Here is a 25004-nt window from a genome sequence, read left to right on the forward strand (position 1 = left end):
GGTTGTTGCTATCCTGGGTAGTGGTTTTGGCCGTCGGTATTTGTCCGACCGGAGCGGATCGAGCCTTGCTGATGGTATGGAAATCGCCATCAATTGTTGCGCATAGCGGCCAATTTTACTAGGAACCTGCAGCATGGTGTTTGCTGCGACTTGTTCGGGCGGCGGAAATCATGTGTTGCACTGGTTGTTGCGGTGCCTCATAGTGGTTGAGTTTATGGATCTCTTATATGGTCCTGGACGACTTTGCTGTGGACGGTTGGTAGTGGAATTGCTGAGCTTTTTATCGCGCTTTTTGTAGACATTTTGCCGAGAGATCATGACAGTTGAGATTATCGGACGCGCAAGCGTTGCCCCCGGGGCGGGTTCGATCGAAGAGCTGCAGCTTCTGCTCAAGGAAGGGCGCAGCGCCGTAGGCCTCATACCTGAGGACCGTTGGGATCTGGCGCGTTTCTGGCATCCGGCGATCGGCGTTTCGGGAAAGACCTATAGCTACGCTGCCGGCGTTATTGACGATGTATATGCCTTCGATCCGGCGGTTTTCGGCCTTTCACAGCGCGAAGCCATGCAGATGGATCCGCAGCAGCGCATCCTTCTCAATGTCGTGTGGCGCGCCTTGGAAGATGCCAATCTCCCGGCCGACGGTTTTGAAGGTCAGAAGGTCGGCGTCTATATCGGCGCGTCGTCGCTCGAATACGGCAATCTGACAACCGAGGATCCAGCCTCCGGCAGCCCTTACTTTATGACGGGCAACACATTGTCTATCGTTTCCAACCGCATCTCTCATATTTTCGGGCTACGTGGTCCGAGCATGACGATCGATACGGCCTGCTCGTCGTCACTGGTTGCCCTGGATCAAGCTGTTCGGGCGCTGGAATGCGGCGAGATCGATACCGCGATCGTCGGCGGTATCAATGTTCTGCTCCACCCGATGTCGTTCGTCGGTTTCGCTCAAGCCCGCATGCTGTCGCCAGAGGGGCTTTGCCGCGCCTACGACGATAACGGTCGCGGCTATGTCCGTGCCGAAGGCGGTGCGGCGATCCTGCTTCGCCGGACCGACGTCGCGCTGCGGGAAAGGGATCGCAGCTACGCTAGAATCCATGCCGTCGGCGTGAATTCTTCCGGCCGTACCAACGGCATCTCCTTGCCATCGCGCGATGCGCAAGCCGCCTTGCTACGCTCGATCTATGAAGGCCACAATATCGACGTCAATCGCGTTGCCTTCGTGGAGGGCCACGGGACAGGAACGAAGGTCGGGGACCCCGCCGAGATCTGGGCAATCGGGGAAATTATCGGACGGAAGCGTCGCGCGCCGGTTCCCGTTGGCTCGATCAAGACCAATATTGGACATACCGAGCCGGCATCCGGTCTTTTCGGCCTATTGAAAGCAATGATTGCGCTGGAAAACAATTTCCTGCCGGCGTCGCTGCATTTCGATCAGCCAAATGAAAATATCGACTTTGAAGGACTGAACGTTCGGATCAACACGTCTGCGATCGAACTTCTTCCTGCAAGGCAGCCGAGGTTTGCCGGCATCAATTCCTTCGGCTTCGGCGGTACGAACGCGCACGTCGTTATCAGCGACCCCGATCCGGTTGCGCCGCCTGAGCCGCAAAATCGTGGCGACGGTGTCGTCTTTGCGGTGAGTGCCCATACGGCGTCGGCGCTGTCGAAGCTGCTTGAGGACTATAAGACCTGCCTTGGAAATATGGAGCCCAAGGAGGCTCGCCAGGTCGTTGCGTCGGCTGCTGCCAATCGCGAGCCGATGCGGCATCGCTTCGCAGTCCGCGCCAAGGACAGTGCAGCCGTGCTTGATGCGATCGATGCACACCTTGAAGGTCGGAACTCGGCCGGGGAGGCAGGCGAAGCCCCGATGCAGGCTGCGAAGATCGCCTTCGTCTTTTCAGGCAACGGCTCGCAATGGGCAGGCATGGGCGTCGGCGCCTATCAGGAAAATCGCCACTTCCGCCAGTGTTTCCAGTCTTTCAGCGCCCTATTCGAATACTATCTTGGTGAGAAGCTCACGGATATTCTGATCGCTTCGGATCTCTCTGTGCGGCTGGCTGATACGAAGATCGCCCAGCCCTTGTTGTTTGCGGTCCAGGCTTCGCTCTCCGACTGTCTGTGGGCCATGGGCGTAAGGCCGGATGCCGTTTTCGGTCACTCCGTCGGCGAAATTGCCGCCGCCTATGCCGCCAAGGCGCTAACGGCCGCCGAAGCCGTTGCGATCGTCGCCAAGCGTTCGTTGCATCAGGATCTTCTGGCCGGCGAAGGCAAGATGGCCGCGGTGGTGCTCAGCGAGGATGCGGCGCTCGCCTTTGCGAAATCGCACGGACTCGACAATATCTGTATTGCGGCGATCAATGCCCCAAACTCCGTGACGATTTCCGGCCCTGTCGACGAAATTGAAGCCTTCAGGGATGCTGCGCGGAAATCCCATATCGTTGCCCATATCCTCGATATCAACTATCCGTTCCACCATCCGATCATTGACCGGGCGAAGGATGCCTTCCTCGCGGATCTGCCTGACGTTGCACCGGATGGTGGGGCAGGGACGTTTATTTCGACGGTGACGGGCGAGCTGCGCGATGGGCGCCTGCTGGATGCGCAATATTGGTGGCGCAATGTTCGCGATCCTGTGCTCTTCAAGGCTGGTTGCCAGGCAGCCATCGCGATGGGATGCAACCTTTTCATCGAGATTTCTCCCCGTCCGATCCTGTCCAATTATATAACGGAGATCGCAAAGCAGGCCTCGATACAGGTGGTCGCCATCCCGACTCTGCTGCGCGAGGCTCCGGTCGTTGGTCATGATCCCGTTTCGCAGTCGTTTGCGCGCGCCGTTGCCAATGGCGCTCCCGCATTGCGAGGGCGGGGCAGTACGGCGCGCAACGCTTTTGTTAAATTGCCGTCACTGCCGTTCGAGCTGGTCGAATTGCGAGCGCCCTCGACAAGCGACGAGATCGATATTTTTGGCCGCGATCTCAAAAGCCCCTATAGCTTGCTCGGCTGGCGAACCGACCCGAATGGTTCAAGCTGGAAGAACCACCTTGATGCCCAGCTCTTTGCGGATCTCGCCGAGCATGTGGTCGACGGCAAGGCAATCATGCCGGGCAGCGGCTTCATCGAGATCGCTATTACGGCCGCTCAGCAATATTACGGCGCCGATGAGGTCGAAATCGGCAATCTCGAAATCCTCCGCCCGCTGGAGCTGCGTCAGGATCGCATGGCGGAATTGTCGACGATCCTGTCGCCGGAAACCGGAGATATCGAGATCCGGTCGCGCGAGCGCCTGAGTCACGACGACTGGACCACGCATGCCGTTGCCCGTTGCCGCAAGCCGGTCGAGGACGAGGCGGGCCACGACGGTTCCGAGCCTCGAAGCAAGGAACGAAAATCTGTCCTGACCTCCGAAATGACCTATGAAACGGCGGAGCGTTTCGGTCTGCACTATGGTCCGAGCTTTCAGCTCCTATCGAAGGCTATCGCCTACGGTCGAAGCGTCATCGAGGTCGACCTCAAGACGCCGGCTCCACCTTCGCACCTGTTCTGCTCATACAATCTCAATCCCATGTCGGTCGATGCCGCGTTTCATGGGCTTGTGGCACTGTTTGACCAGTTATCCGGAGATGAAACCGGTGCGCCTTACATTCCCGTGCATTTCGGCACGATCAGAGTCTTCGGCAGGGACGAGGCAGTCGTAAAGGCCGTCATCCGGATCGACCGGTTCAGCGCCAATTCGGTCAAGGCGCGCTTTGAGCTGCTCGATGCAAACGGCGATCGCATTGCCGTTCTGGAGGATTGCCGTTTCCGCCGTACGCAGCTGCGTCGGCGTGCGACGCTCGATTCGGTCGCGTTTCATTATGAGGCCGTTCCCTCGAACATTTTTGCTCGCCGATTGAATGCGGATATGCGGCTGCCGGAAGCTTCGATCTCCAGCAGCGGTCATGCATCCGATAATGCGACGCTTCTGTTCGATGCTGCGATTTATCGGGCGGCTCATGATATCGCCTTGGCCATCGGCCGGCGCAACGGCACCGTATCGCTTTCCGATCTCCCCGGAGACGCGGAATTCCGGTCCTTCCTCGTCAATTGCCTCTATATTCTCGAAGATGCCGGGATCGCGTCAGCCGCCGATAGCGAATGGAAGATACCGCTGGAGCCGACGCTGCCGCCGGTTGCCGAGCTTCTGCAGGAAATTTATCGGGAGGACTCCGGTCGCGTGGCCGAGGCCGTTCTCGTCAATAATGCCTATTGTGAAACGCTTGAACGCTTGGCGGCCGCACGGCCCCACCTGCTCGGACATGAACCTGCGGCTTTGGCTCCGGGCATGCCGACAGGCGCAACCTTGGAGCACGTGCTTGTTCAATCGCCGCTGAGCGAAAGACGGCTTGCGCTGCTTACCGAAGGCGTGACCGCCTCCATTAAGGCGAATCCGGGCGCTATTGGGCACATCGTCGAAATCGGTTCGGTATCGCCTGCCTTCAGCCGCCGGCTAGCGGCAATTGCGACGCAAGCGGGCTCCTGCCTTATCATCGCCGAGCCGCGCGAACAGGCGCGTCGTGCACTTGAGATCGCTTTTGAACGCGACCCCAATGTCATGGTGACGGAGCCGGCAAAGCTCGCGGAAACTGCTGTTGCAGATATCCTCGTCGCATCCGGCGATCAGAGCCGGCATCTGCTGCGGCATGACGATGGCGTCAAGGCAATCGTCCGGAAGGTGGCGGCCCGAGGCGGGCAGTTGCTCTTGGCCGAGCGCGCGCCGAGCGCATTCAATGATTTCGTCTTCGGTCTATCTGAAGGATGGTTCGAGGACAGCCAGTCGCCGGAGTTTCCGGTCGGTCGGCTCGGTACTGTCGAGCAGATTGAGGATCTGCTCTCGGCACTTGGCTTCACCGGGACGCAGGTTCGTGAACTGACCTTCCCGGAAGGTGGGTTGATCGCGGCATCGGCAGTTGCAATGCCACAGCCGGAAGCGATTGGCTCGGCTGAGATTTCGGAACCGTTGCTGGTCTTGTCCGAGCAAGGCAAGAAAGGCATGGTTGGCTTGGACAAGAGAAGTGCCGTCATCGAAGTCGGTTCCTCGGGTGCCCAGTTCGTCGAGGCGCTGGAAGCGATTGGTGGGCATCCGCATAAGATCGTTTATGTCGCGAGCTCGAAGGACGAGCGCAACCCGACTGAACTCTCCCTGTCTCGGCTTTCGATCTTCACCGAGCTGGCGAATGTTCTGTCGCGAGGCGGCGATGTCACAAGGCGTCGTTTGGTCATCGTCTCCCCCGGCGGCTCACCCTTGGCTGATGGACCGGTTGACATCGCCAATGCAGGTCTTTGGGCTTTCGCGCGCGTCCTTCAGAACGAATACGACGCTTTCGACGTGCACCTCCTGGATGCCGATGCGGATGACAGGCGCACCCTGGCGGCAGTCGAAACAATCTTGCGGGTCGAAACCGAAAACCGGGAATGGATGCTGGATCGTTCGACGGGGGAGGTTCGCGAAATCCGCGCCGCCGCCGGTCCGTTCATCGCCACGGACGCGAATCGCCACGACTTCACCGTCGCGACCATCCGGCAATATGCGAGTGGCCGCCTGGATAGCATGGCTTGGGAAGAGGCAAGGCTTCCGGTACCGGAAGAGGGAGAGGTCGTGATTGCCATTGAAGCAACCGGCCTCAATTTCCGTGACGTCATGTGGGCGATGGGCCTCCTGCCGGAAGAGGCGCTTGAAGATGGCTTTGCCGGCGCAACCATCGGCATGGAATTTGCCGGCCGTGTATTTGCCGTCGGAGATGGCGTCGAGGATCTGCACATGGGCGACAAGGTCATGGGCATTGGCCCTGCGGCCTTCTCCACCCATGTCCGCGTGCGCCGCGACGGTGTAACCAGGCTGCCGGAAAAGATGGAAGCCGTTGCCGCGGCGACGGTGCCGGTCGCCTTCCTGACGGCCTATTACGCGATGGTGGAACTCGGGCGCATTCAGCCCGGCGAAACGATCCTCATTCACGGCGCAGCCGGCGGTGTTGGCCTGGCCGCGCTTCAAATCGCCAAGCTCAAGGGCGCCAAGGTTATCGCAACGGCCGGGACGGTCGAGAAGCGGCGCTTCCTCAAGTTGCTTGGGGCCGAACATGTGCTCGATTCCCGCTCTCTGGATTTCGTCAGCGGTGTTCGCCGGTTGACGGGCGGCGAAGGCGTCGATCTCGTTCTCAATTCGCTTTTCTCCGAAGCGATGGAGCGCAGTATCGAGCTGGTCAAACCCTTCGGACGGTTCCTGGAACTCGGCAAACGAGACTATTATTCCGATCGCAAGATCGGTCTGCGGCCATTCCGGCGCAATGTCAGCTATTTCGGCATCGACGCAGATCAATTGCTGGTCAATGTTCCCGAATTGACGCGCCGAATCTTTGCCGAAATCGGTCAGCTCTTTGCGGATGAAAAGCTGACGCCGCTGCCGTATCGCGCCTTCGCATATGACGAGATCGGTAATGCTTTCCGTCTGATGCAGAATGCCGGCCACATCGGCAAGATCGTTGTGCGTCCCCCGGTTCCGGAGATCGATAGCGTTTTGCCTGCGCCGGCCAAATCTCTGCGCTTTGATTCCAAGGGTGCTTTCCTCGTCGTCGGCGGTATCGGCGGTTTCGGGCTGTCTGCAGCCGATTGGCTCGTCTCCAAGGGCGCCCGGCGTCTTGCGCTAAGCTCGCGCCGAGGTGAGGCCGATGCCGAAACCAAGAAGGCGATGAGCGATTGGGCCAAGAAGGGCGTCGTGGCGACGTTGCACGCCTGCGACGTGACCAACGAGGCCGCCGTCGACGCGCTGCTTGCTTCGCTTCGTGCCGAAGGCGGACTTAAGGGCATTGTCCATGCCGCCATGGTCCTGGATGACGCACTGCTCGCCAACCTGACGGCCGAGCGCAACCGGCCTGTTCTTGAAGTCAAGATACGCGGCGCCGAGATCCTCGACCGCTTGACGCGGAAGGATCAACTGGAACTCTTCCTGCTGTTCTCGTCGGCTACGACCATGCTCGGCAATCCTGGGCAGGGCAACTATGTCGTGGCGAACGGCTATCTCGAAGGCTTGGCGCGTGCGCGGCGCGCAGCGGGCAAGCCTGCGCTTGCCGTTGGTTTCGGCGCTATCGCGGATAAGGGGGTCCTTGCCCGGAACAGCGAAGTCAACGAACTGCTTTCCAAGCGCATCGGCAGGGCGGCACTGAAGGCTCGTGATGCCTTGGAGCAGGTCGAACGTTATATGCTGGCCGACAAGGGAGCTATCGATGCGGCTGCCGTCATGATCGGTGAAATCGATTGGACTGCCGCTCGCTTGCTGCCGATATCGGGTCGATCCCTGTTCGAACCGTTGATGCGTCATTCCGGAAGCCATCAGTCGCTGAACGAGGGTGACAGCTTCGATCTTGCGGAATTGATCAAGGGCAAGTCGGAAGAAGACGCGCAAGCTGCGCTCCATGCGCTGGTTGCCGCCGAGATCGCCGCGATCCTGCGGGTGACCGAGGATACCGTGACACCCGACAAGGTATTGAAGGATATCGGTCTCGACAGCCTGATGGCCATGGAGCTCGGCATGAGCTTCCAGCAGAAGACCGGCTTTGATATCCCCTTGAGCGGTGTCGGCGAAGGCACGACCGTGAGCGACGTGGTTAGCCGTCTGCGCGATCGCGTCATGAATCGCGGTGGCGAGGGTGGGGAAACGTCTCCGGCAATAGGGGATCAGGTGGTCGAACGCCTGGCCCGCAGCCATACCGCCGAACAGGAAAAAAGGGCCGCCCAGTGACCACGCAAGATGCCAATGGCGGTAGCACGGCGGAGCAGAAGAGCAGCCTGCTCGAAGAAATGCGCCGCGTTGGCCAATCCTCCGGGCGAAATCGTGCCGAGCGACTGAACAGGCAATCTCTGCCGCAGCAGCGTCAGGCGATCCGCTTCGAGGATCTACCCGAGTACAAGCGCGTCGCGACCCAGCGTATAGCGGGCGAAATGCTTGGCGTCGCTAATCCCTTCTATCGTTCACACGACGTCGCCGCCGGCGCGACCACACGCATCGGCGGGCGCGAGTTCGTCAATTTTGCCTCCTATGATTATTTGGCTACCAACACCGACCCACAGGTGACGACAAGTGCCAAGGAGGCGATCGACCGCTTCGGCATTTCGGCCTCGGCCAGCCGCCTGGTCGCAGGCGAGCGGCCAGGGCATGTGGAGTTGGAGAAGAAGCTTGCCGAGGTTTACGGCGTTGAAGCTGCGGTTTGTTTCGTCAGCGGTTACCTGACCAATGTCGCCGCGATCGGCTGCCTCATGGGACCTCAGGATCTGGTGATCCACGATGAGTTTATCCACAACAGCGCATTGGCGGGTATCAAGCTCTCAGGCGCCGTACGCCGGCTTTTCAAGCACAATGATGTTGAAAACCTCGAAAGCATTCTGAAGACGCTGTCATCGGATTTTCGCCGTATCCTCGTCATCGTCGAAGGCATCTATTCGATGGACGGCGATGTCGCCGATCTGCCGGCTCTGCTTGAGTTGAAAGCCCGCTACGGTTTCTGGCTGATGGTGGACGAAGCGCATGCGCTCGGGATACTCGGCAAGACGGGTCGCGGCACGTTCGAGCATTTCGGGCTCGATCCGCGCGATGTCGATATCTGGATGGGGACACTGTCGAAGACGACATCCAGCTGCGGCGGCTACATCGCCGGCAGTAGCGCGCTTGCCGATATCCTGAAGGCGGAGGCAGGCGGTTTCGTCTACAGCGTCGGCCTTTCGCCAGTCCTTGCCGCTGCAGCCATTGCCGGCCTGGATATCCTTCGAGCCGAACCGGAGCGAACCGAGCGCCTCAGCCGCAACGGGCAGCTATTCCTCGAAAGGGCGAGGGCAGCCGGCCTGGATACCGGCATCAGCATCGGCCGCTCTGTCGTGCCTGTTATCGTCGGGGATTCGCTTCGGGCCGCCCAGCTTTCGAATGACCTGCTGGCCGAAGGCATCAATGTGCTGCCGATCATCCACCCGGCCGTGCCGGAGGGTATGGCGCGTCTCCGATTCTTTATCACCTGCGATCACACAGAAGAGCAGATACGCAGAGCTGTCGCGTTGACGGCTGCGAAACTCCGGAGCTTGGAGGACAGGAATTTCGGTCTTGCCTCGCTTGACATGGAAAAGATGATGCAGTTGTTGCCGATGGCGCAGGCTTTGGGTGGCAAACCGTAGCATCAGGTTGGGGATTTCATGCACGTTATCGTCACCGGAGGCTCGAGCGGAATTGGTCTGGCGATAGCGAAGATCTATGCGAGCCGCGGCGACAGGGTATCGCTCCTTGCTCGTCATCCCGGGCGTCTGGCGGAGGCTCGGGCGGAAATCGCATCGCTTCCCGGCAGTGACAGCGCGTGGGTCCAAACGGCATCCGTCGATGTGGCTTCCGCCGATCAGGTCTCGGCATCGATCGAAAGCTGTGAGGTCTCGTTTGGTCCGTGCGATATTCTTATTGCCTCTGCAGGCATCGTTGAACCCGGCACGTTCGACACCATGCCGCCATCCGTCTTCGATGAGCAGGTCTCGACCAACCTTCTCGGAACCGTGAATGTCGTGCGCGCGGTCTACCGAGGGATGAAGAGCCGCCGTGGCGGCAAGATCATGGTGATCTCGTCCGGAGCGGCTTTGATCGGGATATTTGGCTACACTGCCTATTGCGCGTCGAAATCCGCACTAAGTGGCTTTGTCGAAGCCTTGCGTGCAGAGGCCGGGATCCACGGCATCCAGGTGTCCATCTGCTTCCCGCCGGACACGCTGACACCGCAATATCGACGCGAGATTGTCGTGCGGCCGGCCGAGGCGGAAATCCTGATGGGCTCGGTCAGGCCGTGGAGTGCCGAAACGGTGGCTGCGAGGATCGTGCGCGGTGTAGACCGGGGGAGGGCCAAGGCTCATTTCGGCTTCTCTCTCGCCGTGCTCGCCTACTTCGGCCCGTTGATAAAGCCACCGCTGATGTGGTGGTTTTCGCGGAAAACGCGAAAGATTGCAGGAAAAAGCCGGCCGAAACCCGCGGAGGGGGCAGACGAAGGCTTTTATCATGATAAGTAAGACAAATTAGTTATCGAAGTGCACGGTTGGCGATGGCGCGCTTCCGGCAAAGTAATAGGCAGGCACAGGCAAGTCAGTGAATCGGTGCCCTGACTCCCACAGGCCCGGAAACGCTGTCACTGGCCGTAGGCATTGGGTGGCGCAGTCTTGAAACTTCATGAATTTCCGATTCTTTTGACGCTTGCCTGTTTCGCGCTTTCCTGCGTCGTCGTGTTCATGACCGACATTTTCGCGATGCCGGCGGCTATCAACGCGCAGAATCGCACCGAAAGAACCTGGCGGCGCCGTCTTTGCGATTGGGCGGTCAAACTTCCTGTGATCGCGTTGATCTATGCCGCCTTCTTTGCGATTTCGTGGCGCCCGATCTACAGCAGCCAGGCCGTGATCAGCTTCTTCGTCATCTTCACTGGAATTTCGCGCGCGAAGTTCGAGTTCATCCGCGAGCCGCTGGTCTTTTCCGACATCGCGCTCGTCGTCGACGTCTTCAAGTACAAAGAGATCTTCTACGCGACCTCGCTGAATATCTTCTTCTGGGTCATCGCCTTCGCCTACGTATTCGGCCTGAGCGGCCTCTATATGTATTGGGAACCGTCGATCCTGCCTCCTCACAACCGGTTTTTCTGGGTTCTTCTGATGATCGTCGTGGCCATTTCGCCATGGCTTGCCCTGTTCAGCAGGGTTATCAGCGAACCCGTCTGCCGCTTCACGCAGAAATATCTCGGTCGCGTCGATGTCAAAGTGGATACCGTCCGATTCGGCACCTTCGCCTCGCTGATCTTTCATTTCGTCATCTGGGTGGGCGTGCGGCGCGAAGCGATCGTTGCCGATCTGTCGGGGCGTCTCATCTCTGCCTTGCACGAGCTTTGGGAGCATGGTGACGATGAACCGCTGATCGTCGTCTGGCAGTCGGAATCTTTCATCGACCTCCGGCATTTCGACGCCGAGAATATCAAGCTTCCGAATCTCGACCGTTTGCGGGAGCAGGCGGCCCAATGGGGCCGGATGACGAGCGTCTTCGAAGGTGGCTATACGCTGCGTACCGAATTTGCCGTGCTGAGTGGCCTCCTGCCGGAGAACGTCCATATCGACGCCAGCTACCCCTATCTTCGCGCCAGCCATTACAAGGATGTCGTCTGGCCGGCACGATTGAAGAAAGTCGGCTGGAAGACGCAGTTCATCCATCCCTACGACAAGACATTCTTCCTGCGTCACAAGGCGCTACCGCAGCTCGGCTTCGACCGGATGATGATGCTTGACGAGTTCGATCACAATCCGGAGCGTGACGGTCCCTACGTCAGCGATCTCTCGCTGACGAAGAGCGTGATTCGCGCCATCGATGAGGATGGCGCCGACAAGAACTTCATCTTTGTCGCATCCATGGCGAATCACGGGCCGTGGGAGCCCGGCCGCTGCGGCGATCTGGATAATCCCGTGGATATCTATGGCGAACTGCTGATGCGCGCTGATCACGCGCTGGGCAATCTCGCGCATCACTTGGACAGGTTGGATCGCCCGGTCTGGCTCTTGTTTTACGGCGATCATGCGCCTTTGCTGAAGGCGTTTGCCGATCCGTTCCCCGATCCGCGGACGGATTATATCATCGTTCCGCTGGGGCGGGCCAGGGCGCATTCGCAAAAGCCCAAGCCGCCGCAGGAGGAAGCTCCCTGGAACTTCATCGGCACCATGCTGCGCTATGCGGGTCTAAACACCGAGGTTCCGGAGTAATGGCTGACGGGCAGGGGGAGGCAGGTGATGCCCCAAAGGTGTTTCTTTTCCTGCAAGGGCCATCCTCGCCCCTCTTCGTCGAGACGGCCAAGGCACTTGAGGCGGCAGGTGCGCAGTGCATTCGCATCAATCTCAATGCTGGGGACTGGATTTCCTGGCGCGCGGGCGGTGCTCTGAATTATCGCGGCAACTTTGCCGGTTGGCGCGCCTATGTCCGGCGCCGAATCGAAGCCGACGGCGTCACCGATATGATTCTGCATGGCGAGGAGCGGCCCTATCATCGCGTTGCAATCGAAGAGGCGAAGCGCTTGGGCGTTCGCGTCAACGTCGTTGAAATGGGCTATTTGCGGCCGGATTGGGTGACGCTTGAGCGGGACGGATTGTCTTCCAACTCGCATTTCCCAACGGATCCGGCCTATATAATCGAGGCAGCCTCCAACCTGCCGGAGCCGGATTGGACGCGCCGTTTCAGCCAGACCTTTCGCGCCGAAGCGCTCTACGATCTCGCTTACTATCTTCCGATCGCCTTTCTATGGTTTCTCTATCCCGGCTATCGTCGGCATGGGCTGTATCATCCCCTGATGGAATATGCCGGATGGCTGCGCAGACTGCCGGCCAGCGGCAGACGCGTTCGGGAGGCTGAGAGCCTGATCGAGAAGCTGATTGCGGGCGGCGCGCGATTCTTCGTTTATCCGCTGCAGCTTCAGACCGACTTTCAGCTGCGTTCGCACTCGCCTTTCCATCGACAGCAGGACGCCATTAGGCTGATTCTCCGCTCTTTCGCCCAAAATGCGGCCGCCGGCACGGAACTTGTCGTCAAATTGCATCCCCTTGATAACGGGCTTGTGGATTGGAAGACCTATATAGGTCGCGTCAGCGCCGAATTCGGATTGTCGTCCCGCATCCATCTTCTGGATGGCGGTAATCTTGATCGGCTGATCGTCGCCAGCCAGGGCATGGTGACGGTCAATTCCACCGCCGCGCTTTCCGCGCTGAATGCCGGCAAGCCCGTGAAGGCGCTGGGAACGGCCGTCTACGATATCGAGGGGTTGAGCGATCAGGCGCTTCTCGACCGATTCTGGCGTCACCCGGCGCTGCCATCGGCAGAGCTTCGCGATGCGTTCTTCAGATTACTAGCCGCCGCCGTGCAGGTTCGCGGCAATTTCTGCTCTGGCGAGGGAGCGCGGGCGGCTGCACGGCAGATCGCTGAGAGATTGTTGTCGCTGACGGTCAATTTGCCTGGCGCCTATGTTGATCCGGCACCACGGCAAAAGCCTGCAAAGATCGAAGTGGCCTGATCAATCCCCGAATCGCTGATTTCTCGATCATTTCAAGTCGAATCACGGCGGCGCAATCAATATTGCGGCAAATCATTATCTGAATTTGTAGTAATATAAGGCGTCGATTCGGCCTAATGCCGGAAAGCGCCCAGTTGTTTGCGAGGGAGGAGACCTCATGGACGGCAGTAAACTGGAAAGATTCATGCTGAAGGAGCTGCTGATGATCATCGCGGCCCTTGTCGTGGTTTCCATGGGAGTTTTGGGAATCGTCATCGCAGGCAATTACTGAGCCGCGTCATCGCAATTCAAAGCTACAGATCCAAGCCGAGAAGCTCGTGATCGAACGCGGCATCATCATGTTACGCAGTCATCAGGGGAAGTGGTGGGCGATGAGAGACTCGAACTCCCGACATCCTCGGTGTAAACGAGGCGCTCTACCAACTGAGCTAATCGCCCTTCTGCGAAGCGGGTCATTGGCCCGCCGCGTTCGGTGGCCGTGATCTATGCGGAACGGGGAGAAACCGCAAGAGTGTTTGTGAAGTTTTTTTGATTTTTTTGATTTTTGCACATCTCCTGTCTCCGTCATCCACATGGAACGATCCGGAGGTCGGGCAATAAACCCGATCATATCAGGCGAGAGTGAAATGCGTCCTGCGGGAAGCTGCCATGCCAATTCGCCGGAACGGAAAACTGCAAACGGGATTGTCCAAAACAATTCGCATTCTGTCATCGATTTGTATTCAAACCTGCTTGACACCCAAACACGAACCCCGTAGTTAGCCGCTCATCGAACGGCGAGGGCCGCTTTGATGGGTGCGAAAGCAGCCGGAATACTTGAAATGAAGTGCGGGTGTAGCTCAGTCGGTTAGAGTGCCGGCCTGTCACGCCGGAGGTCGCGGGTTCGAGCCCCGTCACTCGCGCCATTTTCAAGCAAATTTCCGGATACTGCACTCGGTTGAGAGACCAAACAATGCGCGGGTGTAGCTCAGTCGGTTAGAGTGCCGGCCTGTCACGCCGGAGGTCGCGGGTTCGAGCCCCGTCACTCGCGCCATTCTTTCCAAGCCATTACAATCAAACGCCAATTTATTGCGATTGCGAAAGAGCGGTTCGGCCGTTGCGCCGATTTGTCGCGATGCCGTCGCAACATATTGATATCTACCGCTCGACAGTACTCCGGACGACAGATTCAAAAGGCTTGCGCCCGCGCGCCGGCTGCGCTAACCACGGCTTTGTTGCAACGCTCTTTCGCTTGCTGGGCATTTGCTCAGATGCGCCGCCCCGGCGCTGATCGCAAGCAGGGATGGACATGATGACTGGACTGCTCAGTTCCTATATTCCGATAGCGATTTTCATTGGTATTGCCTTGGTGATTGGCCTGGCGTTGTTGATCACGCCGTTTGCCGTCGCCTTCAAGGCGCCTGACTCGGAAAAGCTGTCGGCCTATGAATGCGGTTTCAACGCATTCGATGACGCCCGCATGAAGTTCGATATCCGCTTCTACCTGGTATCGATTCTCTTCATCATCTTCGATCTCGAAGTCGCCTTCCTCTTTCCGTGGGCCGTATCCTTCGGCGCGATCGGCTGGTTCGGCTTCTGGTCCATGATGGTGTTCCTCGCGGTGCTGACCATCGGCTTTATTTATGAATGGAAGAAGGGAGCCCTGGAATGGGAGTAGCCCCAAGCAACACGACGCTTGTTGCGCCGCAGCCGAAGGGGATCATCGATCCCGCGACCGGCCGTCCGGTTGGCAGCAACGATCCGTTCTTCGGCGAGATCAACAATGAGCTCGCCGACAAGGGTTTTCTGGTCACCTCCACCGATGAGCTGATCAACTGGGCTCGTACCGGCTCGCTGATGTGGATGACCTTCGGTCTTGCCTGCTGCGCTGTCGAGATGATGCAGGTTTCCATGCCGCGCTACGACGTCGAGCGTTTTGGCTTTGCGCCACGCGCTTCGCCGCGCCAGTCCGACGTCATGATCGTTGCCGGCACGCTGACCAACAAGATGGCGCCTGCGCTCCGCAAGGTCTATGACCAGATGCCCGAGCCGCGTTACGTCATCTCGATGGGCTCCTGCGCCAATGGCGGCGGCTACTATCACTATTCCTATTCTGTCGTGCGCGGATGCGACCGCGTCGTGCCGATCGACATTTATATCCCGGGCTGTCCTCCCACGGCCGAAGCGCTGCTCTACGGAGTGCTTTTGCTGCAGAAGAAGATCCGGCGTACCGGCACGATCGAACGGTAAGGCAGGGGACAAGGTATCATGAGTGAAGCCCTGAACGAGCTCTCCACCTATCTCACGGAAGTCCGCAGCGCCCTGATTTCGTCGAGCGAGATCAAGTACGGCGAGCTGACCGTGACGACGACGACCGAAAACGTTATCGCACTGCTGACCTTCCTGCGTGACGACGCCAAGTGCGGCTTCGTCAACATGACGGACATTTGCGGTGTCGACTGGCCGCAGCGCGCCGAGCGTTTCGACGTTGTCTACCATCTGCTGTCGCCCAAGAAGAATGTTCGCATCCGCGTCAAGGTTCCGGTCGGCGAAGATCAGCCTGTTCCTTCCGCCTGCGGCATCTATCCGGGAGCCGACTGGTTCGAGCGCGAGACCTGGGACATGTACGGTGTTCTCTTCACCGGCCATCCCGATCTGCGCCGCCTGCTGACCGACTACGGTTTCGAAGGCCATCCGCTGCGCAAGGACTTCCCGACGACCGGTTTCGTCGAGGTTCGCTATGACGACGCCGCCAAACGCGTTGTCTACGAGCCGGTGGAACTGAAGCAGGAATTCCGCAACTTCGACTTCCTGTCGCCGTGGGAGGGCACCGATTACGTGCTCCCGGGTGATGAGAAGGCGAAACAGTAAGCTGAGGCAATAGGCAGTAGCCAATAGGCAATAGGAGAATGGCAAACGGCGATTAATTCCTATCAGGACCTTACGGTATGGCAGCGCGCCATGGACCTTGCAGTAGAATGTTATGCTCTGACTAAGGAATTTCCGAAGGAAGAGATTTACGGCCTGGTCTCGCAGATAAGGCGTGCATCCGTATCGATCGCGGCAAATATCGCGGAAGGTTATGGGCGGGAAGCGACAAGAGCTTACGTCCATCATCTGAAGATTGCACAAGGTTCGCTGAAGGAGTTGGAGACGCATCTGATAATTTCGACGCGAGTAGGCGTCGTCACCCTGGATCAAGTTGGGTCGGCGATATCCATGAGTGATGAAATCGGAAGAATGCTGCGTTCCCTTATCCGCCGGCTGCGGGACGAACGACATGGATATGAGAGCTAACGGTTACACTATTGCCTATTGCCTAGTGGCTAATGCCTGCAATAAGCGGAGCGCATTGCAATGACAGAACATAACGTTCGCAACTTCAACATCAATTTCGGCCCGCAGCATCCGGCTGCGCACGGCGTTTTGCGTCTTGTCCTCGAATTGGACGGCGAAATTGTGGAACGCGTCGATCCCCACATCGGCTTGCTGCATCGCGGCACTGAAAAGCTGATCGAGACGAAGACCTATCTCCAGGCCGTTCCTTACTTCGACCGCCTCGACTATGTCGCGCCGATGAACCAGGAGCATGCCTATGCGCTGGCAGTCGAGAAGCTGCTTGGCATCGATATCCCGATCCGCGGCCAGCTCATCCGCGTGCTTTACTCAGAAATCGGCCGTATCCTGTCGCATCTTCTGAACGTCACGACGCAGGCGATGGACGTCGGTGCGCTGACGCCGCCGCTCTGGGGCTTTGAAGAGCGTGAAAAGCTGATGGTGTTCTATGAGCGCGCCTCCGGCTCGCGCATGCACGCAGCTTATGTCCGTCCGGGCGGCGTTCATCAGGATCTTCCTGAGAAGCTTGTGCAGGACATCGGCGACTGGTGCGATCCCTTCCTGAAGGCGCTCGATGATATCGACGATCTTCTGACCGGCAATCGCATCTTCAAGCAGCGTAACGTCGATATCGGCGTGGTCTCGCTGGAAGACTGTTGGGCCTGGGGCTTCTCCGGCGTCATGGTTCGCGGCTCGGGTGCTGCCTGGGATCTGCGCAAGGCACAGCCCTACGAATGCTATTCCGATCTCGAATTCGACATTCCGATCGGCAAGAACGGCGACTGCTACGACCGCTACCTCATCCGCATGATCGAGATGCGCGAGTCCGTCCGCATCATGAAGCAGTGCGTCAATCGCCTGCTCGGCGATGCCAAGACCGGACCGGTTTCCTCGCTCGATGGTAAGGTTGTCCCGCCGAAGCGCGGCGAGATGAAGCGCTCGATGGAAGCGCTGATCCACCACTTCAAGCTCTACACCGAAGGTTATCACGTGCCGGCCGGCGAGGTTTATGCGGCCGTCGAAGCGCCGAAGGGCGAGTTCGGCGTCTATCTCGTCTCCGACGGTTCCAACAAGCCTTACCGCTGCAAGATCCGTGCGCCGGGCTATGCGCATCTGCAGGCCATGGACTTCATGTGCCGCGGCCATCAGCTCGCCGACGTCGCTGCGGTCCTCGGTTCGCTCGATATCGTCTTCGGTGAGGTGGATCGTTGATGCGAGCCTGGCAGGTGATCATTCCGGCGCTTCTGGTCGCAAGCGGTGTCTCCGCACAGCAGACCGGCAAGACGCAGAGCCTGCCGAGCATCAATCTGCAGGGTTCGAATGCGAAGAGCACGAATCTCGCGAAGGGCGCAAATGAGGGTACGCAGAGTAGTGGTTCGACAATGGCGGATCTTCTCTCGCGCGGTTATCAGATCAAGGCCGCCGTGCCGAATGGCGGCAAGTTTGTTGTGTTTATGCAGAAAGACCAGTCGGCCTATGCCTGCGAATTCTCGTCTCTGACGAATACGCGGTGTGGGTCCTTAAACTGAGATAAGGCGTGAAAGATGTCCGTTCGTCGACTAGCCGAAGATCAATTCCAGCCTGCCGCCTTCGCTTTCAATGCGGAGAATACGGTCTGGGCTGAAAAGACGATCAAGAAATACCCCGAGGGCCGTCAGCAGTCCGCGATCATCCCGTTGATGATGCGGGCGCAGGAGCAGGAGGGCTGGGTTACCAGGGCAGCGATCGAAAAGATCGCTGACATGCTGGATATGGCCTATATCCGTGCGCTCGAAGTTGCGACCTTCTACACGCAGTTCCAGCTGAACCCGGTCGGCACGCGTGCCCACGTTCAGGTTTGCGGCACCACGCCCTGCATGCTGCGCGGCGCCGAAGGGCTGATCAAGGTCTGTAAGAGCCGGATCCACGATCACGCTTTTGAACGCAACGCCGACGGCACGCTCTCCTGGGAAGAAGTCGAGTGTCAGGGCGCCTGCGTCAACGCACCGATGGTGGTGATCGGCAAGGATACCTATGAGGATCTGACGCCGGCACGTCTCGAAGAGATCATCGATGCGTTCGCCGCAGGCAAGGGCGCTGAAGTCCCGACCGGTCCGCAGATCGATCGTGTGTTCTCCGCTCCGGAAGGCGGCCTTACGTCGCTGCTGTCGGATGAGGCGCAGGCAAAGAACGTTGCCGCCAAGGCAAAGGCCGCTGCCGAGCAACCCATCGCCGGCGCTGCGCCGGAGAAGGCCGAAGCAGCCAGGAAGCCGTCTCTCGACGATAAGGATCGTCCCGCCGGCATCGAAAGACCCGCGCAGCCGGATGACCTGCAGCTGATTTCCGGCGTCGGCCCGAAGATCGAGTCTATCCTGCATGAGCTCGGCATCTTCACCTTCGCACAGGTGGCCAGCTGGCATGAGGCCGAGCGCCATTGGGTCGACGGCTATCTGAATTTCAAGGGCCGGATCGAGCGCGACGAATGGGTCAAGCAGGCTGAGGCACTCGCTAAGGGTGGCGAAGCAGAATATATCAAGGTCTTCGGCAAGAAGCCGCGGTAAGAGGTGAAGCATGTTACAGGATCAGGATCGCATCTTTACCAATATCTACGGCCTCAAGGATAAATCCCTCAAGGGCGCGATGTCGCGCGGCCATTGGGATGGCACGAAGCAAATCCTCGAAAAGGGTCGTGACTGGATCATCAACGAGATGAAGGCCTCCGGCCTTCGTGGCCGCGGCGGCGCAGGCTTCCCGACCGGTCTCAAGTGGTCCTTCATGCCGAAGGAAAGCGACGGTCGTCCGCACTATCTCGTCGTCAACGCCGACGAGTCCGAGCCGGGCACCTGCAAGGACCGTGACATCATGCGCCACGATCCGCACACGCTGATCGAAGGTTGCGTCATTGCCGGTTTCGCCATGGGCGCTAATGCCGCTTACATCTATGTTCGCGGCGAATACATGCGCGAGCGCGAAGCTCTGCAGGCGGCGATCGACGAATGCTACGATGCCGGATTGCTCGGTAAAAACAACAAGCTCGGCTGGGATTTTGATGTTTACGTTCATCATGGCGCCGGCGCCTACATCTGCGGCGAAGAAACCGCGCTGCTCGAAAGCCTGGAAGGCAAGAAGGGCCAGCCGCGTCTGAAGCCGCCGTTCCCGGCCAACATGGGTCTCTACGGCTGCCCGACGACCGTCAACAACGTCGAGTCGATCGCCGTTGCCCCGACGATCCTGCGCCGAGGGGCTGGCTGGTTCTCCTCCTTCGGCCGCCCGAACAATGTCGGCACGAAGCTGTTCATGCTCTCCGGTCACGTCAACCGTCCTTGCACGGTCGAAGAGACGATGGGCATCACCTTCCGCGAGCTGGTCGAAAAGCATGGCGGCGGTATTCGCGGCGGCTGGGACAATCTGCTAGCCGTCATTCCCGGCGGTGCGTCGTGCCCGGTCGTTCCGGCTGCCGATATCATCGACTGCCCGATGGATTTCGACGGCCTGCGCGAAGTCAAGTCGTCCTTCGGTACGGCTGCGGCGATCGTCATGGACAAGTCGACCGACATCATCAAGGCGATTGCCCGCATCTCGGCCTTCTTCAAGCATGAGAGCTGCGGTCAGTGCACGCCTTGCCGCGAAGGCACGGGCTGGATGTGGCGCGTTCTTGAGCGTATGGCACGCGGCAACGCGCAGAAGCGTGAAATCGACATGCTGTTCCAGGTGACGAAGCAGATCGAAGGTCATACCATCTGTGCGCTCGGCGACGCCGCTGCATGGCCGGTACAGGGCCTGATCCGCAACTTCCGTCCCGAGATCGAAAAGCGCATCGACCAGTACACCGCCAACGCGACGAGCCGTGGCGCGGTGCTGGAAGCGGCGGAGTAAGGCCAGGTAGGGATATCGTCATGGCGAAGACCTCAGACATTAAGCAGGACGGCGGGGCGGGCGATGATGCATCGGCCGAACTCGCGCGTATCGCTGCCGATATGCTGCGGAATTCGCCAGCCATGACGATTCATCCGCTTATGGCGCATCCGGCAGCGGCGTTTGCCGCGGCGGCGGCTGTCGGTTTCGGCGTTGCATCCCAGATCGCCGGCGCATTTTTCGGCGCGCTTCAGGGCGCGGCCGAGACGGCGAGTAATCGAGCCGCCGATCCGGATGAAAAGAACCATGTCGCCGAAGAAAAAGCGGCGGTGAAGAAGAGCGGGGCAGGGGATGTGAAGCCGACAAAGGCTTCGCCCGCTGTCAAGCCTGCGGTATCGAAGCCGGTGGCTGCAAAGCTGAAGCATCCTGCTTCAAAGACCGCTGAGTCCAAGCCCGGTGTTGCTGTCGCGGCGCCTCCTGCAAAGAGCAAGGCGCCCGCGAAGAGCAAGGCTAAGGTCGAAGCGGCGGTTGAAGTGGCCGCAAAGCCGGTTCCCGCTCGTGGTCGCAAGCCTGCGGTAAGGGCGGACGACCTGAAGCAGATTTCGGGCATTGGTCCGAAACTGGAGCAGGTGCTGAACGGGCGTGACATCAAGCGCTTTGCCGATATCGCCGCCTGGAGCGACGCGGATATCGAGCGCGTCGACGCTGAATTCGGTTTCGACGGCCGCATCCGGCGCGACGACTGGGTGGGGCAGGCAAAGGCGTTGCTGGCCAAGGGCCGGAGTTGAATTTTTCCCTGGCTGTAGCGAACGGCCGGGGAGGGTAAATGAAGGCGATGGAGATGCAGTGGGCAAGCGCCCCGTATATTTTCATCGCAAAGCTGGTCTTGCGGGGACAAGATTCGGCAAAGCTTATTGTGAGCGAACCGGTGCCATCAGGCGTTTGAGCCGTCCCGATGGCAATCCGGTATGCGATCATGAAATTGTCTGCGGCCAGGTTGGGTTGGAGACGTGACATAGGACTGAGTGGACGATGGCTAAACTGAAGATTGACGGTAAAGAGATCGAAGTTCCGGATCACTACACGCTTATCCAGGCGTGCGAGGAAGCCGGCGCCGAAGTCCCGCGCTTCTGCTTCCATGAACGACTGTCGGTGGCAGGCAATTGCCGCATGTGCCTCGTAGAGGTGAAGGGTGGCCCGCCGAAGCCGCAGGCATCCTGCGCCATGGGCGTACGCGATATTCGCGGCGGCCCGAATGGCGAGCTTCCGGAAGTCTTCACCAACACGCCGATGGTCAAGAAGGCCCGCGAAGGCGTGATGGAGTTCCTGCTGATCAACCACCCGCTGGATTGCCCGATCTGCGACCAGGGCGGCGAATGCGACCTGCAGGACCAGGCCATGGCCTTCGGTATCGATAGTTCGCGCTATCAGGAAGACAAGCGCGCCGTCGAAGACAAGTATATCGGCCCGCTCGTCAAGACCGTGATGAACCGCTGCATTCACTGCACGCGCTGTGTCCGCTTCACAACGGAGGTCGCCGGCATTTCCGAACTTGGTCTGATCGGCCGTGGCGAAGACGCCGAAATCACCACCTATCTCGAGCGGGCGATGACCTCCGAGCTGCAGGGTAACGTTGTTGATCTTTGCCCGGTCGGCGCGCTGACCTCGAAGCCCTTCGCCTTCACGGCTCGCCCGTGGGAGCTGAACAAGACCGAATCGATCGACGTCATGGACGCCCTCGGCTCTGCCATCCGGGTCGATACGCGCGGTCGTGAAGTCATGCGCGTGCTGCCGCGCGTCAACGAGCAGATTAACGAAGAGTGGATCTCCGACAAGACCCGCTTCATCTGGGACGGCCTGAAGACCCAGCGTCTCGACAAGCCTTATGTCCGCAAGGACGGCCGCCTGCAGCCGGCAAGCTGGAGCGATGCTTTCGCTGCCATCAAGTCGGCCGTTGCTGCCACCAGCGGCGACAAGATCGGTGCCATCGCCGGCGATCTCGCTTCGGTCGAAGAAATGTACGCTCTGTCCGAGCTTCTGAAATCGCTCGGCTCCGAGAACCTCGACTGTCGCCAGGACGGGACGGCGCTTGATCCGTCGCTCGGCCGCGCAAGCTACATATTCAGCCCGAGCATTCAGGGCATCGAAGCTGCCGACGCGCTGCTCATCGTCGGCGCCAATCCGCGCTTCGAAGCAGCCGTGCTGAATTCGCGCATCCGCAAGCGCTGGCGCCGCGGCAAGTTCCCGATCGGCGTCATCGGCGAACATGCCGACCTGCGCTACAGCTATGATTATCTCGGCGCTGGCCCGGACACTCTGGCAGATCTCGTCAGTGGCTCGCACAAGTTTGCCGACATTCTGAAGAATGCTCAGAACCCGATGATCATCATTGGCCAGGGCGCGTTGATCCGCGAAGACGGCGCACAGGTGCTGGCTAATGCGGCCAAGCTTGCCGCGGCCGTCGGCGTCGTCAAGGACGGCTGGAACGGCTTTGCCGTGCTGCATACGGCAGCATCCCGCGTGGGCGGTCTCGACCTCGGCTTCGTTCCCGGAGCAAAGGGCGTCGATGCGGCTGCCATGCTGTCGTCGATGGATGTCCTCTTCCTGCTGGGCGCCGATGAGCTCGACTTCAGCCGCAAGGGCGCGAAGTTCACTGTTTATATCGGCTCGCATGGTGACAGCGGTGCCCAGAGCGCCGACGTCATTCTCCCGGCTGCTGCCTACACCGAAAAGTCGGGTACCTGGGTCAACACCGAAGGCCGCGTCCAGATGAGCAACCGCGCCGGTTTCGCACCCGGCGATGCCCGTGAGGACTGGGCCGTCATCCGCGCCCTTTCCGACGTGCTCGGAAAGAAGCTTCCCTTTGATTCGCTGAGAGAATTGCGTGCGAAGCTCTATACTGCCTTCCCGCATTTCGCCGGCATCGACGAGATTGCCGAAGCCGATAGCGCCCAAATTGCCGCACTTGCGAAAAAAGCCGGTGCGATGGGCAAATCGGCATTTGCTTCGCCGATCAAAGACTTCTATTTGACGAACCCGATAGCGCGCGCCTCGGCTGTCATGGCCGAGTGCTCGGCATTGGCCCGCAACAATTTCCAGGCTGCGGCAGAGTAAGGGCAGAGGACTATGGATTCATTCGTTTCGACCTATCTCTGGCCGGCGCTGATCATGATCGGCCAGTCTTTGCTGCTTCTGGTCTGCCTGCTGGTCTTCATCGCCTACATTCTTCTTGCCGACCGCAAGATCTGGGCGGCGGTTCAGCTGCGCCGCGGCCCGAACGTCGTCGGTCCCTTCGGCCTATTCCAGTCGTTCGCCGACCTCCTGAAATTTATGTTCAAGGAGCCGATCATCCCGGCCGGCGCCAACAAGACCGTGTTCCTGCTGGCACCGTTGGTTTCCGTGGTGCTGGCGCTGTCCACCTGGGCCGTCGTGCCGGTGGCTCAGAACTGGGTCGTCGCCGACATCAACGTCGGTATTCTCTACATCCTCGCGATCTCGTCGCTTGAAGTGTACGGCATCATCATGGGCGGCTGGGCTTCGAACTCGAAGTACCCGTTCCTCGGCGCGTTGCGTTCGGCCGCGCAGATGGTGTCCTACGAAGTCTCGATCGGCTTCGTCATCGTCACCGTCCTGCTTTGTGTCGGCTCGCTGAACCTGACCGACATCGTGCTTTCGCAGCAGACGGGCCTCGGCACCAAGCTCGGCCTGCCGGCGTCGTTCCTCGACTGGCATTGGCTGTCGCTGTTCCCGATGTTCATCGTGTTCTTCATTTCGGCTCTGGCTGAAACCAACCGTCCGCCTTTCGACCTTCCGGAAGCGGAATCGGAACTGGTTGCCGGCTTCATGGTCGAATACGGTTCTTCGCCTTACATGATGTTCATGCTTGGCGAATACGCGGCCGTCGTTCTGATGTGCTCGCTCACCACGATCCTCTTCCTCGGCGGCTGGCTGCCCCCGGTCGATATCTGGATCCTGAACTGGGTTCCCGGCATCATCTGGTTCCTGCTGAAGTCGTGCCTGGTGTTCTTCATGTTCGCGATGGTCAAGGCTTTCGTGCCGCGCTACCGCTATGACCAGCTCATGCGCCTTGGCTGGAAGGTTTTCCTGCCGCTGTCGCTCGCCATGGTCGTTATTGTTGCATTCGTGCTGAAGCTGACGGGATGGGCATGATCATGTCGATCCTCGCTTCAAGCAGATTTGGAGGTTGAAGATGGCCGGAGTTTCCAACGCCGTCAGCTCGCTGTTCCTCAAGGAATTTGTCGGCGCATTCTTTTTGTCGATGCGTTACTTCTTCAAGCAGAAGGCAACGATCAATTACCCCTTCGAAAAGGGGCCAGTCAGCCCGCGCTTCCGCGGTGAGCATGCACTGCGCCGTTATCCCAACGGCGAGGAGCGCTGCATCGCCTGCAAGCTTTGCGAAGCCATCTGTCCTGCCCAGGCCATCACCATCGAAGCCGGCCCGCGCCGCAATGACGGCACTCGCCGCACGGTGCGTTACGATATCGACATGGTGAAGTGCATTTATTGCGGCTTCTGCCAGGAGGCCTGCCCGGTCGATGCGATCGTCGAAGGGCCGAACTTCGAATTCGCCACCGAGACCCGCGAAGAACTTTACTTCGACAAGGCGCGGCTTTTGGAGAATGGCGACCGCTGGGAACGCGAAATCGCGCACAACATCGCGCTGGATTCGCCGTACCGCTGAGCGGAGTTTTGAATATGCCGTGACGGGCGGCCAAGATTGTCGCCGTCGCGGTTGAATCTAGACCG

The 25004-nt window shown here is 59.4% G+C and carries 17 protein-coding genes and 3 tRNA genes; 19 read left to right on the forward strand and 1 reads right to left on the reverse strand.

Features of this window, described 5'->3' with window-relative positions:
* Positions 1-316: 316 nt before the first annotated feature.
* From GGD46_RS03270 to GGD46_RS03290, 5 genes are all read left to right on the forward strand, one after another.
* Positions 317-7774 carry a type I polyketide synthase gene (locus tag GGD46_RS03270; RefSeq protein ID WP_184701774.1) on the forward strand — a complete coding sequence of 2486 codons (7458 nt, stop codon included), beginning with the start codon at positions 317-319 and terminating at the stop codon, positions 7772-7774.
* A 59-nt stretch (positions 7775-7833) separates the two neighbouring features.
* Positions 7834-9195 carry an aminotransferase class I/II-fold pyridoxal phosphate-dependent enzyme gene (locus GGD46_RS03275; RefSeq protein WP_246806210.1) on the forward strand — a complete coding sequence of 454 codons (1362 nt, stop codon included), beginning with the start codon at positions 7834-7836 and terminating at the stop codon, positions 9193-9195.
* A gap of 18 nt (positions 9196-9213) precedes the next feature.
* Positions 9214-10065 carry an SDR family oxidoreductase gene (locus tag GGD46_RS03280; protein ID WP_184701778.1) on the forward strand — a complete coding sequence of 284 codons (852 nt, stop codon included), beginning with the start codon at positions 9214-9216 and terminating at the stop codon, positions 10063-10065.
* Between the two features lie 147 nt (positions 10066-10212).
* On the forward strand, positions 10213-11790 hold the full coding sequence (locus GGD46_RS03285; protein WP_246806188.1) for an LTA synthase family protein: 1578 nt from the start codon (positions 10213-10215) through the stop codon (positions 11788-11790).
* On the forward strand, positions 11790-13088 hold the full coding sequence (locus tag GGD46_RS03290; protein ID WP_184701782.1) for a capsule biosynthesis protein: 1299 nt from the start codon (positions 11790-11792) through the stop codon (positions 13086-13088). The genes GGD46_RS03285 and GGD46_RS03290 overlap by 1 nt, the downstream gene beginning before the upstream one ends.
* Positions 13089-13450: 362 nt before the next feature.
* Here GGD46_RS03290 and GGD46_RS03295 read toward each other — a convergent pair.
* Positions 13451-13526: transfer RNA gene (locus GGD46_RS03295), tRNA-Val, on the reverse strand.
* 390 nt (positions 13527-13916) lie between these two features.
* On the opposite strand from GGD46_RS03295, the gene GGD46_RS03300 reads away from it, so the two are divergent.
* The 14 genes from GGD46_RS03300 (at position 13917) to nuoI (ending at position 24939) form a co-directional block, all read left to right on the forward strand.
* A tRNA-Asp gene (locus GGD46_RS03300) sits at positions 13917-13993 on the forward strand.
* Positions 13994-14044: 51 nt separating this feature from the next.
* A tRNA-Asp gene (locus GGD46_RS03305) sits at positions 14045-14121 on the forward strand.
* 258 nt (positions 14122-14379) lie between these two features.
* Entirely contained in the window at positions 14380-14745 is a 366-nt protein-coding gene (locus GGD46_RS03310; RefSeq protein ID WP_034489570.1) for an NADH-quinone oxidoreductase subunit A, read from the forward strand.
* On the forward strand, positions 14736-15317 hold the full coding sequence (locus tag GGD46_RS03315; protein ID WP_015339504.1) for a NuoB/complex I 20 kDa subunit family protein: 582 nt from the start codon (positions 14736-14738) through the stop codon (positions 15315-15317). The genes GGD46_RS03310 and GGD46_RS03315 overlap by 10 nt, the downstream gene beginning before the upstream one ends.
* A gap of 18 nt (positions 15318-15335) precedes the next feature.
* Positions 15336-15938 (forward strand): NADH-quinone oxidoreductase subunit C, encoded by a 603-nt coding sequence (locus GGD46_RS03320; RefSeq protein WP_184701784.1) that lies wholly within the window; start codon positions 15336-15338, stop codon positions 15936-15938.
* A gap of 90 nt (positions 15939-16028) precedes the next feature.
* A complete protein-coding gene (locus tag GGD46_RS03325; RefSeq protein ID WP_184701786.1) occupies positions 16029-16364 on the forward strand; it encodes a four helix bundle protein in 336 nt (111 codons plus the stop codon).
* 60 nt (positions 16365-16424) lie between these two features.
* Positions 16425-17615, forward strand: coding sequence for an NADH-quinone oxidoreductase subunit D (locus tag GGD46_RS03330; protein ID WP_047627059.1), 1191 nt, complete (start codon positions 16425-16427; stop codon positions 17613-17615).
* Positions 17615-17932 (forward strand): hypothetical protein, encoded by a 318-nt coding sequence (locus GGD46_RS03335; RefSeq protein WP_184701788.1) that lies wholly within the window; start codon positions 17615-17617, stop codon positions 17930-17932. Before GGD46_RS03330 ends, GGD46_RS03335 begins: the two co-directional genes overlap by 1 nt.
* 15 nt (positions 17933-17947) lie before the next feature.
* Positions 17948-18943: an NADH-quinone oxidoreductase subunit NuoE gene (gene nuoE / locus GGD46_RS03340; protein ID WP_184701790.1), complete on the forward strand. Its 996-nt coding sequence runs from the start codon at positions 17948-17950 to the stop codon at positions 18941-18943.
* 10 nt (positions 18944-18953) lie between these two features.
* Positions 18954-20258 carry an NADH-quinone oxidoreductase subunit NuoF gene (nuoF, locus tag GGD46_RS03345; RefSeq protein WP_184701792.1) on the forward strand — a complete coding sequence of 435 codons (1305 nt, stop codon included), beginning with the start codon at positions 18954-18956 and terminating at the stop codon, positions 20256-20258.
* A gap of 20 nt (positions 20259-20278) precedes the next feature.
* Positions 20279-21025, forward strand: coding sequence for a 5' DNA nuclease (locus tag GGD46_RS03350; RefSeq protein ID WP_184701794.1), 747 nt, complete (start codon positions 20279-20281; stop codon positions 21023-21025).
* Between the two features lie 244 nt (positions 21026-21269).
* Positions 21270-23351 carry an NADH-quinone oxidoreductase subunit NuoG gene (gene nuoG / locus GGD46_RS03355; RefSeq protein ID WP_184701796.1) on the forward strand — a complete coding sequence of 694 codons (2082 nt, stop codon included), beginning with the start codon at positions 21270-21272 and terminating at the stop codon, positions 23349-23351.
* A gap of 12 nt (positions 23352-23363) precedes the next feature.
* Positions 23364-24407 carry an NADH-quinone oxidoreductase subunit NuoH gene (gene nuoH / locus GGD46_RS03360; RefSeq protein WP_120663607.1) on the forward strand — a complete coding sequence of 348 codons (1044 nt, stop codon included), beginning with the start codon at positions 23364-23366 and terminating at the stop codon, positions 24405-24407.
* 40 nt (positions 24408-24447) lie between these two features.
* Complete coding sequence (gene nuoI, locus GGD46_RS03365) at positions 24448-24939, forward strand: NADH-quinone oxidoreductase subunit NuoI (protein WP_184701798.1); 492 nt, start codon at positions 24448-24450, stop codon at positions 24937-24939.
* The last annotated feature ends 65 nt before the right edge of the window (positions 24940-25004 follow it).

The organism is Martinezella lusitana, assembly GCF_014207095.1.
Lineage (GTDB): Bacteria > Pseudomonadota > Alphaproteobacteria > Rhizobiales > Rhizobiaceae > Rhizobium > Rhizobium lusitanum_B.